Consider the following 17,647-nt stretch of genomic DNA (forward strand, 5'->3'; position numbering starts at 1 on the left):
ATGGGCAAAATTAAAGAATTACAAACTTCACTCGCTAATAAAATTGCGGCGGGTGAGGTCGTAGAACGTCCTGGATCAGTCGTCAAAGAATTACTCGAAAATGCCCTTGATGCACAAGCAAGTGAAATTAATATAGAAGTTAAACAGTCTGGCATTGAATCTATTCGTGTTGTAGATAATGGAACAGGTATAGAGGAAGATGACTTGAAGTTAGTCTTTCATCGTCATGCGACGAGTAAGTTAAGTGAAGATAACGACTTATTCCATATAAGAACATTAGGCTTTCGTGGTGAAGCCTTGGCCAGTATTTCTTCTGTAGCAAAAGTGACATTAAAAACATGTACAGACGGACAAAACGGTCATGAAATTTATGCAGAAGATGGCGCAATTTTAAACCAAAAGCCGGCGAAAGCGAAACAAGGGACAGATATTTTAGTAGAATCCTTGTTTTATAATACACCAGCACGTTTGAAATATGTGAAGAGCTTGTATACAGAATTAGGCAAGATTACAGATATCGTCAACCGTATGGCCATGAGTCATCCAGATGTGCGTTTCACTTTAGTTTCAGATGGCAAAGTGCTGATTAAAACAAATGGTTCTGGGCGTACGAATGAAGTGATGGCAGAAATATACGGTATGAAAGTGGCTAAAGATTTAGTACATATCACAGGTGATACGAGTGATTACCACCTAGAAGGTTATGTCGCTAAACCAGAACATTCACGTAGTAACCGTCACTATATTTCTATTTTTATCAATGGACGTTATATTAAGAATTTCATTTTAAATAAAGCCATTTTAGAAGGGTATCATACGTTGCTGACAATCGGCCGTTATCCTATTTGTTATATCAATATTGAAATGGATCCAATTTTAGTAGATGTCAATGTGCATCCTACAAAATTAGAAGTCAGACTTTCTAAAGAAGAACAGTTATATGATTTAATTGTAGAAAAAATTAGAGATGCGTTTAAAGATAAAATCTTAATTCCACACAATGATGAAAACAAATTGTATAAAAAGAACAAAGTGTTGGAATCATTTGAACAACAGAAAATAGATTTTGAAAAAAGAAACCAGCAACAATCTACTCAAACTTCGAATGATATGCCTACCTCTGAATCAGAGCTTGAAGTTTCTAATGAACAGGTCTCTGAAAAGAATACATCAGCTTCAGATTATCAAGCGTATCAAGAGATGCAAAAAGCAATGCTGTCTGATTTAGAAGAAAAAGATAATCATTCTGATAATGACGATGCATTATTAAATGAAAATGAAGCTACAACACATACACCAGAAGAAGCAGCGTATGACACACAACCAACACCAGATGTTCGTGAAACACAAAACGCGCAACCTAAACACCGTGTGCCATATATGGAAGTAGTCGGCCAAGTTCATGGGACATATATTATTGCGCAAAATGAGACTGGCATGTTTATGATTGATCAGCATGCGGCACAAGAACGCATTAAATATGAGTATTTCCGTGAGAAAATTGGAGAAGTAACGAATGAAGTTCAGAATTTATTAATACCGTTAACGTTCCATTTTTCAAAAGATGAACAAATGATTATTGATGAGTTCAAGGATGAATTAGATAAAGTAGGGGTACATTTAGAACCGTTCGGTGCGCATGACTATATCGTGAATAGTTATCCTGTCTGGTTCCCTAAAGCAGAGGCAGAAGAGATTATTCAAGATATGGTAGAGTATGTGTTAGAACATAAAAAAGTAGAGATTAAGAAGATTAGAGAAGAAGCGGCCATCATGATGAGCTGTAAAAAATCTATTAAAGCTAATCATTATTTACGAAATCATGAAATGGCGGACTTAATTGATCAGTTGAGAGAAATGGAAGATCCGTTTACTTGTCCGCATGGTCGTCCGATTATCATCAGTTTTTCAAATTATGAAATGGAGCGTTTATTCAAACGTATCCAGTAAAGGAGATATGAGCTTGAAACCACACATTTTACCTGCAATCCGTGAAATGCGCGATTTAGAAAAATTGGTGAAAACGGATTATCCTACTTGCGTGTTATTAGATGCGCATATTGGTCATTTACAAAGTATTACTGATTTATTGAAGCAACATCGCATGGAAATGTATATTCATGTGGATTTAACAAGAGGTATTGCGCACGATGAGTTCGGTTGTGAGTATTTAATTCAAAAATTCAAGCCGAAAGGCATTGTGTCGACGAAACCTAAAGTGATTAAAAAAGCAAAGACATTAAAAGTAACGACAATTTTACGTGTCTTTATTATTGATAGTCATGCGCTTAAACGTAGTATTGCCTTAATCCAACAAGTAAAGCCGGATTTTGTGGAAGTATTACCTGGAGTTGCAAGCAAGGTAATACAGAAAATCTATGATGAAACAAAGACACCTGTGATTGCTGGTGGGCTGATTGATTTAGAAGAAGAAGTACAAGAAGCCGTAACAAGTGGTGCGGAATATGTTACAACGAGCAATAAAACATTATGGTAAATTTTTGGAACGTAATTTTGTGAAATTGTGAATAATTATTGACAACGCTTTCATAAAAAGATATTCTGTTAATAAGTTAATATAAATATTGATAGAGATAGGAGACTTCTACATTGTATTCAATTATGTAGGAGTCTTTTTGTCTTTTTTTAAGGAGTGAATTAAGATGAGTCCATATTTTGCGGAATTTCTAGGGACAGCCATTCTGATTTTATTTGGGGGCGGCGTGGTTGCCAATTTGAACTTAGCAAAATCAAAAGGTTTAGGCAGTGATTGGATTAATATTTCGCTTGGTTGGGGGCTTGCGGTAACACTAGGTGTTTATGCAGTCGGAACTTTTTCAGGTGCACATTTAAATCCAGCTGTGACGGTTGCTTTTGCGATGGATGGCGGTATTGAATGGTACAAAGTGCCAGGTTATATCATCTGTCAAATGCTCGGCGGTATTGTCGGAGGCTTTTTAGTTTGGTTAATGTATTTACCGCACTGGAAAGTGACTGAAGATCAAGGTGCAAAATTAGCAGTGTTTTGTACAGCACCAGGTATCAAAAATTACTATGCCAACTTTTTCAGTGAAATTATCGGTACAGCAGCATTAACATTAGGCTTATTATTTATTGGTATTAATAAGTTCACTGAAGGCTTAAATCCGATTATTGTCGGTGGTTTGATTGTGGCAATTGGTTTAAGTTTAGGTGGCCCGACAGGTTATGCGATTAATCCAGCGCGTGATTTAGGTCCGCGTATTGCGCACGCATTATTACCGATTGCAGGTAAAGGTAATTCAAATTGGTCTTATGCGATTGTGCCTGTGCTAGGTCCAATTGCAGGCGGTATGTTAGGTGCTTGTATTTACCGTGCAGCTTATAAAGAAACATTTGATGCATTATCTGTTGTGGCGATTTTATTAACTGCAGCAACTTTAATTTTAGGTGTTGTGTTAAATAAAATCGATAAGAAAGACATTGGTACGATTTACTAATCAAAGTGTTTGCAGGCTTAGATAATTCGGGGGAACAGTTAAAACATTAATAACATGTTAAAATCAGGGTTAAGGAGTGGCTTACTATGGAAAGATATATTATGTCAATAGACCAAGGTACTACAAGTACACGTGCAATATTATTCAATAAAGAAGGAGAAATTGTCTCAACAGCACAACGTGAATTCACACAACATTTCCCACATTTAGGTTGGGTGGAACATGATGCGAATGAAATTTGGACATCCGTGTTGTCTGTCATTGCGACAGTGTTGAATGACGATAATATTTATCCGCATCAAATCAGCGGTATCGGTATTACAAACCAAAGGGAAACAACTATCATTTGGGATAAACATACTGGTCGTCCGATTTATAATGCGATTGTGTGGCAATCTCGTCAAACACAAGATATTGTACAATCATTACGTGATCAAGGTTATGAAGATACCTTCCGTGAGAAAACAGGTTTAGTTCTTGATCCATATTTCTCTGGTACTAAAATCAAATGGATTTTAGACAATGTGGAAGGCGCAAGAGAAAAAGCTGAAAACGGCGATTTATTATTCGGTACAGTAGATTCATGGATTGTCTGGAAATTATCAGGGGGCGCTGCGCATGTGACGGATTATACGAATGCCAGCCGTACATTAATTTACAATATCCATGACTTAAAATGGGATGATGAGTTATTAGAAATTCTAGACATTCCAAAACAAATGTTGCCGGAAGTTCATGAATCAAGTGAGATTTATGCGAAAACAAAAGATTATCATTTCTTTGGACAAGAAGTACCGATTGCGGGAATCGCAGGGGATCAGCAAGCAGCCTTATTCGGACAAGCATGCTTCGAACGTGGTGAAGTGAAAAACACATATGGTACGGGTGGATTCATGTTAATGAACACTGGTAAAGAAGCGATTCAATCGGATAACGGTTTATTAACAACAATCGCATTCGGCTTAGATGGCGAAGTGAATTATGCATTAGAAGGTTCTATTTTCGTCTCTGGTTCAGCTATTCAATGGTTGCGAGATGGTTTACGTATGATTAACTCAGCACCTGAATCTGAAAACTATGCGAACCGTATTGAATCAAGTGATGGCGTTTATGTAGTGCCTGCATTTGTTGGACTCGGTACACCTTATTGGGATGCGAATGCGCGTGGTGCAGTATTTGGTATTACACGTGCGACTGAGAAAGAACACTTTATCAGAGCAACGTTAGAATCTATTTGTTACCAAACACGTGATGTGGTTGAAGCGATGATTCAAGACTCAGGTATTGAAGTGAAGAATATCCGTGTAGATGGTGGTGCTGTTAAGAACAACTTCTTAATGCAGTTCCAAGCAGATATTCAAAACATTACAGTAGAACGTCCTGAAATCAATGAAACGACTGCGTTAGGTGCTGCTTATCTTGCAGGACTTGCGGTAGGTTTCTGGGATAGTAAAGCAGAAATTGCGAACCGTTGGAAATTAGATCAAGCTTTCGAACCTGAAATGGATGAAAAAGAAAGAGAAAAATTATATAAAGGTTGGAAAAAAGCTGTAGAAGCAACACAAGTCTTCAAGCTAGACGACTAATTAGACGACTGATTTCTAACTATGTTATACTAAAGACAAGTTAATATCTATGACTCGAGAATGAGAGAACTGTTCACACCATTTTTAATGTATGGGATAGGTCTCTCATTTTTTAATTTATTTTGCGTTAAATTCGCATCTCGACTTGTCTCATGCATTCATAACAGAATATTTTAGGAGGCGTTGTTCAATGAGTTTATCAACATTAAACAGAGATGTAATTAAAGGAAGATTGAAAGAGGAAGAATATGATGTCGTTATCATCGGCGGTGGTATTACAGGTGCCGGCATTGCGTTAGATGCGGCAGACCGCGGTATGAAAGTGGCATTAGTAGAAATGCAAGACTTTGCGCAAGGAACAAGTTCTCGTTCTACTAAATTAGTTCATGGCGGTTTACGCTACTTAAAACAATTTCAAGTCGGGGTTGTAGCAGAAACTGGACGTGAACGTGCGATTGTTTATGAAAATGGTCCACATGTAACAACACCGGAATGGATGTTGTTACCGATGCATAAAGGCGGTACATTCGGTAAATTTACAACTTCTATCGGTTTAGCAATGTATGACCGTTTAGCAGGGGTTAAAAAATCAGAACGCAAGAAAATGTTGAACAAAAAAGAAACATTAGAAAAAGAACCATTAGTTAAAAAGAAAGGCCTAAAAGGCGGCGGTTACTATGTTGAATATCGTACAGATGATGCGCGTTTAACAATTGAAGTCATGAAACGTGCAGCGGAAAAAGGTGCAGATATTCTTAACTATACGAAATCAATGAATTTCACATACAATGACAACGAAAAAGTGAATGGCATTCAAGTGACTGACATGTTGACGGATGAAGCTTATACCATTCACGCTAAAAAAGTTATTAATGCCAGTGGCCCATGGGTAGATGAAGTCAGAGGCGCTGATTATTCTAGAAACAATAAACAATTACGCTTAACTAAAGGTGTGCATATTGTTATCGATCAATCTAAATTCCCATTACAACAAGCGGTTTATTTCGATACAAAATCAGATGGCAGAATGATTTTTGCGATTCCTCGTGAAGGTAAAGCGTATATTGGCACAACTGACACATTCTATAACAATGAAAAAGCGTCACCACTACCAACACAAGAAGACCGTGATTACCTAGTCGATGCAGTGAACTATATGTTCCCAGGATTAGATATAACAGATAAAGATATCGAATCATCTTGGGCAGGTATCAGACCATTGATTTTAGAAGAAGGTAAAGACCCATCTGAAATTTCACGTAAAGATGAAATCTGGGAAGGTAAATCTGGCCTATTAACAATTGCGGGCGGTAAATTAACAGGTTATCGTCATATGGCAAAAGGCATTGTGGACTTATTAGCAAAACGTTTACAACAAGACTTCGGTAAGAAATTCGGTCCATGTGAAACAAAACATCTGACAATTTCAGGCGGAGATGTCGGCGGCAGTGCGAATTTCGATCACTTTGTAGAAGAAAAAGTAGCTGAAGCTAAGAAATATCAAATTGACGCAAAAACTGCTGAAGATATTGCACAACGTTATGGTTCAAACGCAGATGAAATCTATAAAATTGCGCATACGGCACAATATCAAAACTCAGGATTGCCATTAGAAATCTATGCTGAATTGGTTTATGGTATTCAAAATGAAATGGTTTATAAACCAACAGATTTCTTAATCCGCAGAACAGGTATGTTGTACTTCGATATTGAAGATGTCTTGAAATATAAAGAAGCGGTTGTAGATGTATTAGCACAACTATTAAACTATGACGAAATTCAACGTTCATTGTATACAGAAGAATTAGAAGAAGCGATTAATGAAGCAAGAACTGCGAATCATCAACCTGCTGAATAAAGCAAAATAGAGTATCAAAATGAGTTGGGACGAAGTTCCAGCTCATTTTTGTTATCCTATTATTAAAGAGTGCAGTTTTTTTACTATTTAGGTAAATGAAAGCCTATTTCAAGAATTTGGGGTCTGTTTTATAATAGAAGGGTAAGACATCTAGTGAAGGCATCTTAGAATAATAAAAAGTTAGACGGGAGTGTAGTCAATGTGTCCTAACACATTTAAGGTAACAGTTGAAGATGGTACAAATATTGAAGTTAAATTAGATAAAGCGAATAAAACACGAATTGGTATTGTACATATTTTTCATGGTATGGCTGAACATATGGGACGTTATGATACATTTGTCGAATCGCTCAACCAACAAGGCTATGATGTGATTCGTCACAATCATCGAGGTCATGGTAAGGATATAGACGAAAGCACAAGAGGGCATTATGACAGTATTGAAAATGTTGCGGCGGATGCTTATGAAATTGCGCAAACGTTATATCCAGAAAGAGATGAACTGCCTTATATTGTGCTCGGCCATTCAATGGGATCGATTATTGCACGTAAATATGTTGAAATGTATCCTGATATGTCGCAAGGTTTGATTTTTACAGGTACAGGATTGTTCCCAAAATTAAAAGGGAAGATTTTAGCATTGTTAATGAAAATAATCACGATTGTATTTGGCAAACGCAGAAGACTCAGATGGGTCAACCGTCTAGCTTTCAGACCATTCAATCGAGGAATTCAAAACGTGCAAACTGAGAATGATTGGTTATCAACACAAAGAGAGGAAGTTGATAGATATTGTTCTGATCAGTATTGCGGATTCTTAGTCTCAAATCAGATTATTTATGAAACGCTGAATGAAATGATGAAAACCAGCACACCAAAAGAAATCAAAAAGATGAATGCAGATTTACCAGTCTTATTAATTTCTGGTAAAGATGATGCATTTGGAGACTATGGCAAAGGTATTCGCAGACTGGGTGTGGCAATGAAGAAAAATGGTGTAAAACACATTACGGTACAACTTTATCGTAATAAGCGACATGAAATTCTGTTTGAAGAAGACTATCATCAAACATGGAATAACATGTATGACTGGATTAAGAAAAATATCCTTAACAAATATAAGCAGGGGGATTAATATGAGCAACAATATAAAGCCCTTACTCGTTGTCATTGTAGGACCAACAGCGGTAGGGAAAACTGAATTAAGCATTGAACTTGCGAAAAAAGTTGATGGTGAAATTATCAGCGGTGATTCAATGCAGGTTTATAAAGGCATGGACATTGGGACAGCTAAAGCTACGCCTGAAGAGATGCAAAATATCCCTCATTATCTTATTGATATTTTAAATCCAGATGAATCATTTTCAGCATATGACTTCAAAGTTCGTGCTGAAGCATTAATTAAAGACATCACAGCGCGCGGTAAAGTTCCAATTATCGCTGGAGGTACGGGTCTTTATATTCAATCACTAATTTATAACTATCCATTTGATAAAGAAGAAGTTTCTGAAGAAACAGCACGTGCTGTACGTGAAAAGCTGGAGGAATTAGAAAGCTTGTCTAATGAAGCGTTACATCAATATCTCGCAAGCTTTGATGCGGAGTCTGCAGCGGATATTCACCCGAATAACCGTAAAAGAGTGTTGAGAGCGGTTGAATATTACTTAAAAACGAAAAAAAAATTAAGTAATCGCAAAAAAGTTCAACAATATACAGAAAATTATGATACATTATTAATAGGGGTAGAAACGTCGCGTGAAACTATGTATCAACGAATAAATAATCGTGTTGATCATATGATGAAAGCGGGTTTAATTAATGAAGTAGAGCAACTGCTGAGACAGGGTTTTACAAATTGTCAGAGCATGCAAGCAATAGGATATAAAGAGTTGATTCCTGCTATTGATCAAGACATTTCGATTGAACAAGCAGTTGACAAGTTAAAACAACACTCAAGAAATTACGCAAAACGTCAAATGACTTGGTTCAAAAATAAAATGAATGTGCAATGGTTTGATAGAGAGCAACAGCCACTTCCATTGATTCTAGATGACATTACTGCCCACATAAATAAAAAAAAGGAGAGAATGCAATCATGAATGATAAAAGCATCCAAGAGAATTTTCTACAAGGTTTTAAAGACAGCAAAGAGGAGTTAACTGTTTTCTTATTAAACGGTTTCCAAATGAAAGGAACAATTGTAGAATTCGATGACACCGTTGTGAACTTATTCTCACAAGGCAAAAATCATTTAATTTACAAACATGCGATCAGCACATTCACACAAGAACCATCAGTGGTTGAGTAATTTGTTCGTTTGTTTAATTCTAAAACCCAATCATCAGGAAAAAACATCATGTAACGGTTAGATTGCATATAATCTCACAATAGATGAATCATGTTGAACTGAGTTTTAGTACAAATTTATTTATTTAATTAATTGGTATAGGTAAAAAAACACGAAGAGCAGCGTCTGGTATTAAGTGATACAACTTAATGCATAGTCGTTGCTTTTTTAATCATTCAATACATAAAAAGACCGTCTTATAATCATATAGTACATGGTTATAAGACGGTCTTTATTGTTCATTATAATAGTTCTTCGATATCTGATTTGATTTGACTTGGATTTTTTTGTGGTGAGAAACGATTGACTACATTGCCATCTCTATCTATTAAGAACTTAGTGAAATTCCATTTGATTTTACTATTGAAAAATCCATCTTGTTGTTCTGTTAAGTATTGATAAAGTGGATGTTGTTCAGGTCCGTTCACTTTAATTTTTTCGTGCATTGGGAAAGTTACCCCATAATTAATTTTACAATTTTGCATGGCTTCTTGACCGTTACCAGGTTCTTGCTTGCCAAATTGGTTACAAGGAAATCCTAATACGACAAAGCCTTGATCTTGGTATTGTTCGTAAAGCTCTTGCAAGCCTTCAAACTGTGGCGTAAAGCCACATTGACTCGCTGTGTTGACGATTAACATGACCTTTCCTTTGTATTGATCTAGTTGATAGGTTGTGCCATCGGTTTTTGTAACTTCAATATCATATATGCTCATGTTTTCTTCACCTCGATGTCCCAAACTTAACACATTTCGCCTGAATAGTCTTTAGATATGCTCTATGATAAAATGGAATAGATTACTAGTAGATTGAATAAACATTCAAAATGACCGTAAAATGAATTTAAGGAGGATACATTTTTGCCTCAAGAGAGAATATTTGATACAGAAGAAGCGGTAGAAAAAGCATTATTAATCGGGGTCGATGCATATGATGAAAAACAATTCGATTTCCGTGAAACCATAGATGAATTAAAAGCACTTGCTGAAACATGCCGATTAGATGTTTTAGGTGAAATTACACAACAAAAAGACCGCATTGAAGATAAATCGTATGTTGGTAAAGGTAAATTACAAGAAATTAAAGATTATGTAGAAATGTATGATGTCGATGTCGTTGTAGCTAACGATGAACTGACAACTGCACAATCTAAAAGTCTGAATGATAATTTAGGTATTAAAATTATAGATAGAACCCAATTAATATTAGAAATTTTCGCGATGCGCGCAAGCAGTAAGGAAGGTAAACTGCAAGTTGAATTAGCACAACTTGATTATTTAATGCCACGTCTGCAAGGTCATGGTAAAAGTTTATCTAGACTTGGTGGCGGTATCGGAACAAGAGGTCCTGGTGAAACAAAATTAGAAACAGACAGACGTCATATTCGTCGCCGTATGAATGAAATCAAACACCAACTTCAAACTGTAGTCGAACATCGTGAACGCTATCGTTCTAAACGTAGACAAAATCATGTGTTCCAAGTAGCTTTAGTAGGTTATACGAACGCTGGTAAATCAACTTGGTTTAATATTTTAGCGGATGAATCTACGTATGAAAAAGATATTTTATTCGCTACATTGGATCCGAAAACACGCCAAATCCAAGTGAACGATGGTTATCATTTAATTATCTCTGATACAGTTGGTTTTATTCAGAAGTTACCGACTACGTTAATTGCCGCATTTAAATCCACATTAGAAGAAGCGCGCGATGCGGATTTACTACTTCACGTCGTTGACGCAAGTAATGAAGAATATCGTACGCAGTATGATACGGTTAACCGTATCATTGGCGATTTAGATATGGATAAGATTCCACAAGCAGTCATCTTTAATAAGAAAGACTTGAACGAAGGACCAACCCCTGCATCTCAATTGCCGAATGTATACGTTTCAGCACGTGATGAAGCGGATGAAGAAAAAGTAAGACAGTTATTAATAGACCAAGTAGAAAAACAAATGGAACCTTATGAAGAGACAGTTCCTGCAGATGATGCAGATCGTCTATACTTCTTAAAACGTCATACGTTGATTCATAAACTTGAATTTAACGAAGAAAATGAAAGTTATGAAGTAGAAGGTTATAGAAGAAAAGCAGAAGAAAATGGAGAGAAGTAAGCACCATGGATTTAGAACAAATTATTCAAGAAACAGAAACAGAATTACAACCTTATTTTAAAACAATTGAAGCTTGCGCTTATCGTAATCAAGCGAAAGTGTTAGATGCCTTTCACGCAGTGAAAGCGACAGAATCTGATTTGCAAGGGACAACAGGTTATGGTTATGACGACATCGGTCGTGACCATTTAGAAGAAATCTATGCGCATACGTTTAAAGCTGAAGATGCGTTAGTCAGACCGCAAATTATTTCTGGTACGCATGCGATTACTGTGGCTTTACAAGCCAATCTAAAACATGGTGATGAATTATTATATATTACCGGCAGTCCTTACGACACACTGTTAGAAGTCATCGGTGTCAATGGTAATGGTATCGGCAGTTTAAAAGAGAATGGCGTATTATATAACGAAGTCGCTTTAACAGAAGCTGGACAAATTGATGTTCCTGCAGTACTGAATGCGATAAATGACGATACAAAAGTGATCGCAATACAACGCTCTAAAGGTTATGATCAACGTCCATCGATTATGGTGGATGAAATTAAACGTGCAGTGGCTGATATCAAAGCAGAACATCCTGATGTGATTGTCTTTGTAGATAATTGCTATGGAGAGTTTGTAGAAGATGAAGAGCCAATTGAAGCAGGTGCAGATATCATGGCAGGTTCACTCATTAAAAATCCAGGTGGCGGTTTAGCACGTATCGGCGGCTACATTGTTGGTAAAACAAATTTAATTGAACGTTGCGGTTATCGTTTGACTGCACCAGGTATTGGAAAAGAAGCCGGAGCTTCTTTAACTGAGCTGCCAAGTATGTATCAAGGCTTCTTCTTAGCGCCACATGTGGTTAGTCAAAGCTTGAAAGGTGCATTATTTACAAGTTTATTTCTAACGAAATTAAACATGAATACTGTACCGGCATTTGATACACCTAGAACGGATTTAATCCAAACTGTTCAATTTGATACAGCAGAACAAATGATTCGCTTCTGCCAATGTATTCAAGCCGCTTCACCTATCAACGCACACTTCAGTCCAGAGCCAAGTTACATGCCGGGTTATGAAGATGATGTGATTATGGCAGCGGGAACATTCGTACAAGGTTCATCTATTGAACTTTCAGCAGATGGTCCAATCAGACCGCCATATGAAGCTTATGTTCAAGGCGGCTTAACGTATGAACATGTTAAGTTGGCAGTCACAAGAGCTGTTCAACAAATGAATGAAGAAGGTCTTATCTAAAATAAAGCAACCGACGCAATTTTGCGTCGGTTTTTTAATGAAAACACAGAAAAAATACTATGAAGTATATGAAATTTAATAAATAAAAGATATAATAAAAATGAACATGTGAGAGAAAAAGAAGGTACATGAATCAACGAAGTGGAGGAGAACGTTATGGTTCTGACTTATCGTACCTTATTATTTGTCTTATCATTAATGATGTTGTTGTGTTTTGAAGCAAGTAAATCTTTAGGACCTGTATTTTTCTATTCGGTGTTAGGAATATATATGGTAGCAGTTTCTTTCATTTTGTATAAACTTGGTAAGATAAAACGCAATAAAAGATTAAGATAGCAACAAAAAAGAGGCCAGTCGGCCTCTTTTTTTATCCCTATTGTTTAGCACCTGTGTGCGTAGTGATTAATACAATTTCATGTATTGTTCGCGTTCCCACTCAGATACTTGTGTTCTATAGTAATCCCACTCAATTGATTTAGAGTTGATGAATTGATTATAAATGTGTGAACCTAAAGCATCTTTAACAATTTTGTTTTCACGCATTGCTTTTAATGCTGTGTAAAGTGTTGAAGGAAGATCTTCGATACCGATTGCTTCACGTTCGTCACGGTTCATTTCATAGATATTTTGGTTTACAGGTTCAGTAACTTTAAGTTTGTTTTTGATACCGTCTAAACCAGCTTCTAAGATTGCTGCTAAAGCCATGTATGGGTTAGCTGCTGGGTCAACTGAACGAACTTCTACACGTGTAGATAAACCACGTGAAGTTGGGACACGTACTAATGGAGAACGGTTTTTACCACTCCAAGCGATATAACATGGTGCTTCGTAACCTGGAACTAAACGTTTGTATGAGTTTACTAATGGGTTACATACAGCAGTGAATCCACGTGCGTTTTTCAAGATACCTGCGATGAATTGGTAAGCTTCTTCAGTCATTTGGTCACGACCATTTGGATCGAAGAATGCATTTTCTTTACCTTTGAATAAAGAAACGTTGAAGTGCATACCGCTTCCGTTTACACCAAATAATGGTTTTGGCATAAATGTCGCATGTAAGTTATGTTTACGAGCAATTGTTTTAACAACAAGTTTGAAAGTTTGGATGTTATCACATGCAGTGATGGCATCTGCGTATTTGAAGTCGATTTCATGTTGGCCAGGCGCAACTTCGTGGTGGCTGGCTTCAATGTCAAAGCCCATGTCTTCTAATTCTAATACGATATCACGACGGCAGTTTTCACCTAAGTCAGTAGGAGCTAAGTCGAAGTAACCGCCATGGTCATTTAATTCTAATGTTGGTTCGCCATATTCATCTAATTTGAATAAGAAGAATTCTGGTTCAGGCCCTAAGTTGAAATCAGTGAAGCCTAATTCTTCCATTTCGTTTAAGACACGTTTCAAGTTAGTACGTGGGTCACCAGCGAATGGTTTACCATCTGTACCGTATACGTCACAAATTAAACGTGCAACTTTACCTTGACTTGCTGTCCAAGGGAAGATAACCCAAGTGTCTAAGTCAGGGTGTAAATACATATCTGATTCTTCAATACGAACGAAACCTTCGATTGAAGATCCGTCGAACATCATTTCATTATCTAATACTTTTTCTAATTGACTTACAGGTACTTCAACATTTTTGATTGTTCCTAAAATGTCAGTGAATTGCAAGCGTAAATATCTTACGTTTTCCTCAGTAGCAAATCTGCGGATGTCATCTTTTGTAAATGTACGTTTTGCCATGTTTTAAATCCTCCAGTGAATTATTTGATAAAACGAGATAGGTCGCCTCGATTTATCGGGATAGCTTCCTGTTGCGGTTTCTGTGTTGCTTCAACGATAACGTGTTTTCTGATGGCTTTTTCATCAGTAGACAAATGTTGATCATCTTGATAAATGATTTGTTTGATTGCTTTTAGGTTAAACCCTTTTTCTAATAGGTGTTTGATTTCTAACAGGCGATCTAAATCATTCATCGAAAATAATCTTTTGTTACCGGGTGTTCTCTCTGGTTTAACGAGTCCATGTGCTTCGTAATACCGTACCTGTCTTGGTGTTAGCTCAGTCAATTGATTTACGACACTCATAGAGAAGACGGCCATGTTTCTGCGAAGTGCATCATTTGACATTTCTCCATCACCTCTATTTTTGAACTTGTTATTAACTTATCACAAATAAACCGAAATTACAAAAATATGTAAGGTTTTCTGACATCAGTATAAAAAGCCTTATATATCAAGGGTTCAACATGTCTTTTCTGATAATTCTAACAAATTAAAACACGAACCATTCAAAAATATTTCACATTTTCGTTCCGATTTACTGTGTTTTTACTTAAATAAGAAAGAATCTACTATGACTTTCTCTATGTAAAATTATACCTAAGTTGCGTTAGACATAAACATCTGACTAAATGAAATGTGAAATTAGACGTACTCAAGTACTGATATTTCAGTTGTTTATATGATGTCTTAAGCGATTATAAATGTTAAAATAGTTTTATCTTATTTATATTAAATGATAGACGTTTTAACTTACCATTAAATCAATGTAAGAGTTTAAAATGAATCGCAAGAATGGAGTTGAGACAATGATAGCCTTTTACGTACCAGGATTACTAGGTGATATATTGCTAGGCATATTTATCTTATTCACAATCTTGAATTTGATTGTTGCCTTTAATATCATCTTCTTGAAAAATAGGTCGACAAGTGCCACATGGGCTTGGTTGTTTATTTTATTTATCGCACCAGTGTTAGGTTTCTTCTTATACATTTTATTTGGAAGAGGCGTATCAAAGAAAAAGTTATACAAAGATTACAGAAAAGATATAGAACAATTTGATGATATTATCAATGAACAACGTTACCAAGTTCAACAAGATCAGATACAAAGTGATAATGAAATAGTTCAAAGACATCATGACTTAGTAAATATGCTGTTAACGAGACAACCTGCTTTCTTAACAGAAGGTAATGATATCGATGTGTTTGTCGATGGCCATAAATTATACGATCAAATGATTGAAGATATTAAAAAAGCGGAGTCTTTTATCCACTTAGAGTATTATGTATTTGAATTAGATGGTTTAGGCCATCGCATTATTGATGCTTTAGAAGAGCGTTTAGAAGCGGGTGTAGAGGTCTTATTATTATATGATGATATTGGCTCGAAAAAGTTAACCTTGCGCCAATTCAAGCGTTTTAGAAAGCTTGGTGGGCAAGTTGAAGCTTTCTTCGCAAGCAAACTGCCGTTAATCAACTTCAGAATTAATAACCGTAACCATAGAAAGATTGTTGTAATTGACGGTCAAATCGGTTATATCGGTGGTTTCAACGTTGGAGATGAATACTTAGGCTTAAGTAAAAAATTCGGTTATTGGAGAGATACACATGTCAGAATTAAAGGTTCTGCAGTGGATGCGTTAGAATTACGCTTTATGTTGGATTGGAATTCTCAATCTAAACGTCAAACGTTGCCATATAAACCTAAATACTTCCCAGTGAAAGAAGATGTAGGGGAAGCTTCTGTTCAGATTTGTTCAAGCGGCCCTGATGATAACTGGCATGAAATTGAATTCGGCTATACAAAAATGATTAACTCAGCTAAAAAATCGATTTATATGCAGAGTCCTTACTTCATTCCAGATAATTCTTATATCAATGCGTTGAAGATGGCCGCAAATTCAGGAGTAGACATTCACTTGATGATTCCTGATATGCCTGACCATCCGTTTGTATACTGGGCAACATATTATCATGCGGCAGAGCTATTAGACTCAGGTGTCAAAATCTATACGTATAATAATGGGTTTATCCATTCTAAAACGATGGTAATTGATGATGAAGTCGCTAGTGTCGGTTCAGCCAACATGGACTTCAGAAGCTTTGAATTAAACTTTGAAGTCAACGCTTTTATGTATAACAAAGAAATCGCTACAGAGTTACGTAAAGCGTTTGAACATGATATCACACTTTCAACAGAATTAACGAAAGCACGTTATGCGAATCGTTCATTCTGGATTAAAATGAAAGAGGGCTTCTCAAAACTGATTACACCAATTTTATAAGATAAGAAAAACTCGGAAGTGAGCTGTCTCATTTCCGAGTTTATTTATACTGTGTTATTTTCTTTTATTGTGTTTATCTCGATTCTGCTGGATGATAAATAAAATAAAACCGACGAGCATTCCCATTAAGATGCCAATAATTGCTGTGACTAGTAATGGAAACTCATATACATATTGCAAAATCAAGCCGACGATAATTGCGACTGCAACGGCAACAATCGTTACAATATTTTCTTTAATGGCTTGCATAGCGCGCCTCCTCATCAAATTCCTTGTTTCTATCATACCAAATTTTTGTGCATCAGAGAATTGACGCACCTATGAAAAAATAGGTATGATGAGTCGGTGATAACTTTAATCAAAGCAGGTGAAAATTTTTGAAACGTAAGTCTATGTCGTCAATCATTGTAATTGCAGTGATTGCTGTAATTGTTTTAGGTTTCCAATACTTTAATCATTCAGGTCCCTTTAAACAAAGCGGTGGAGAACAAGCGTCGACATCGATGGGGGATAAAGAAGCGGTTACTGTCAAACGTGTTATTGATGGTGACACCTTTATCGCAACAGATAAAGATAATCATGAAATTAAAGTCAGAATGATTGGTATGGATACACCAGAAACAGTTAAACCTAATACACCTGTACAACCATACGGGAAAGAGGCTTCAAACTATACCAAGAAGCATTTAAATAACCAAAAGGTTTATTTAGAATTTGATAAAGAGCCGAAAGATCAATATGGCCGCTATTTAGCTTATGTTTGGTTAGATGAGAACCATATGTTTAACGAAGAATTAGTTAAACAAGGACTTGCACGTGAAAAGTACTTTGCGCCGAATGGCAAGTACCGAGATGTGCTTAAAGATGCTGAACGAGAAGCGAAACAAAAACATTTAAATATTTGGAGTTAAAAAATAACGGACAAGCTGAATGTGCTTGTCCGTTAT

Annotated in this window: 16 protein-coding genes; 12 read left to right on the forward strand and 4 right to left on the reverse strand. The window is 36.3% G+C overall.

Annotated elements, in window-relative coordinates; translation table 11 throughout:
• From mutL to hfq, 8 genes are all read left to right on the forward strand, one after another.
• Positions 1-1,950 carry a DNA mismatch repair endonuclease MutL gene (mutL, locus tag KRR19_RS05545; RefSeq protein WP_216733530.1) on the forward strand — a complete coding sequence of 650 codons (1,950 nt, stop codon included), beginning with the start codon at positions 1-3 and terminating at the stop codon, positions 1,948-1,950.
• Between the two features lie 13 nt (positions 1,951-1,963).
• The gene (locus KRR19_RS05550) at positions 1,964-2,497 is read left to right on the forward strand and encodes a glycerol-3-phosphate responsive antiterminator (RefSeq protein ID WP_023015659.1); all 534 of its coding nucleotides are present in this window, start codon (positions 1,964-1,966) and stop codon (positions 2,495-2,497) included.
• Positions 2,498-2,663: 166 nt separating this feature from the next.
• Positions 2,664-3,479 carry an MIP/aquaporin family protein gene (locus KRR19_RS05555; protein WP_002480753.1) on the forward strand — a complete coding sequence of 272 codons (816 nt, stop codon included), beginning with the start codon at positions 2,664-2,666 and terminating at the stop codon, positions 3,477-3,479.
• Positions 3,480-3,565: 86 nt separating this feature from the next.
• Complete coding sequence (gene glpK, locus KRR19_RS05560) at positions 3,566-5,065, forward strand: glycerol kinase GlpK (protein ID WP_002480754.1); 1,500 nt, start codon at positions 3,566-3,568, stop codon at positions 5,063-5,065.
• 190 nt (positions 5,066-5,255) lie between these two features.
• Entirely contained in the window at positions 5,256-6,923 is a 1,668-nt protein-coding gene (locus KRR19_RS05565) for a glycerol-3-phosphate dehydrogenase/oxidase (RefSeq protein ID WP_156666413.1), read from the forward strand.
• Positions 6,924-7,122: 199 nt separating this feature from the next.
• Entirely contained in the window at positions 7,123-8,058 is a 936-nt protein-coding gene (locus KRR19_RS05570) for an alpha/beta fold hydrolase (protein WP_216733532.1), read from the forward strand.
• A gap of 1 nt (position 8,059) precedes the next feature.
• On the forward strand, positions 8,060-9,022 hold the full coding sequence (miaA, locus tag KRR19_RS05575; RefSeq protein WP_057509845.1) for a tRNA (adenosine(37)-N6)-dimethylallyltransferase MiaA: 963 nt from the start codon (positions 8,060-8,062) through the stop codon (positions 9,020-9,022).
• On the forward strand, positions 9,019-9,231 hold the full coding sequence (hfq, locus tag KRR19_RS05580; RefSeq protein WP_244968292.1) for an RNA chaperone Hfq: 213 nt from the start codon (positions 9,019-9,021) through the stop codon (positions 9,229-9,231). Before miaA ends, hfq begins: the two co-directional genes overlap by 4 nt.
• 281 nt (positions 9,232-9,512) lie before the next feature.
• Here hfq and KRR19_RS05585 read toward each other — a convergent pair whose 3' ends face one another.
• Complete coding sequence (locus KRR19_RS05585; RefSeq protein ID WP_002480822.1) at positions 9,513-9,986, reverse strand: glutathione peroxidase; 474 nt, start codon at positions 9,984-9,986, stop codon at positions 9,513-9,515.
• Between the two features lie 144 nt (positions 9,987-10,130).
• On the opposite strand from KRR19_RS05585, the gene hflX reads away from it, so the two are divergent.
• The gene (hflX, locus tag KRR19_RS05590) at positions 10,131-11,387 is read left to right on the forward strand and encodes a GTPase HflX (protein WP_216733534.1); all 1,257 of its coding nucleotides are present in this window, start codon (positions 10,131-10,133) and stop codon (positions 11,385-11,387) included.
• 5 nt (positions 11,388-11,392) lie between these two features.
• Entirely contained in the window at positions 11,393-12,631 is a 1,239-nt protein-coding gene (locus KRR19_RS05595) for a methionine gamma-lyase family protein (protein ID WP_103364085.1), read from the forward strand.
• A gap of 402 nt (positions 12,632-13,033) precedes the next feature.
• Here KRR19_RS05595 and glnA read toward each other — a convergent pair whose 3' ends face one another.
• Positions 13,034-14,374: a type I glutamate--ammonia ligase gene (gene glnA / locus KRR19_RS05600; RefSeq protein ID WP_002480826.1), complete on the reverse strand. Its 1,341-nt coding sequence runs from the start codon at positions 14,372-14,374 to the stop codon at positions 13,034-13,036.
• Between the two features lie 20 nt (positions 14,375-14,394).
• Positions 14,395-14,760 carry a MerR family transcriptional regulator gene (locus tag KRR19_RS05605; protein ID WP_002480827.1) on the reverse strand — a complete coding sequence of 122 codons (366 nt, stop codon included), beginning with the start codon at positions 14,758-14,760 and terminating at the stop codon, positions 14,395-14,397.
• 461 nt (positions 14,761-15,221) lie between these two features.
• Between KRR19_RS05605 and cls the strand changes: the two genes are divergently transcribed.
• Positions 15,222-16,700, forward strand: a complete 1,479-nt coding sequence (cls, locus tag KRR19_RS05610) for a cardiolipin synthase (RefSeq protein WP_156666655.1) — start codon at positions 15,222-15,224, stop codon at positions 16,698-16,700.
• A 54-nt stretch (positions 16,701-16,754) separates the two neighbouring features.
• Here cls and KRR19_RS05615 read toward each other — a convergent pair whose 3' ends face one another.
• The gene (locus KRR19_RS05615) at positions 16,755-16,949 is read right to left on the reverse strand and encodes a hypothetical protein (protein ID WP_023015265.1); all 195 of its coding nucleotides are present in this window, start codon (positions 16,947-16,949) and stop codon (positions 16,755-16,757) included.
• A gap of 128 nt (positions 16,950-17,077) precedes the next feature.
• On the opposite strand from KRR19_RS05615, the gene nucI reads away from it, so the two are divergent.
• On the forward strand, positions 17,078-17,611 hold the full coding sequence (nucI, locus tag KRR19_RS05620) for a thermonuclease NucI (RefSeq protein WP_105978067.1): 534 nt from the start codon (positions 17,078-17,080) through the stop codon (positions 17,609-17,611).
• Positions 17,612-17,647 lie beyond the last annotated feature (36 nt).

The organism is Staphylococcus sp. CWZ226 (assembly GCF_018986355.1).
Classification (GTDB): domain Bacteria; phylum Bacillota; class Bacilli; order Staphylococcales; family Staphylococcaceae; genus Staphylococcus; species Staphylococcus simulans.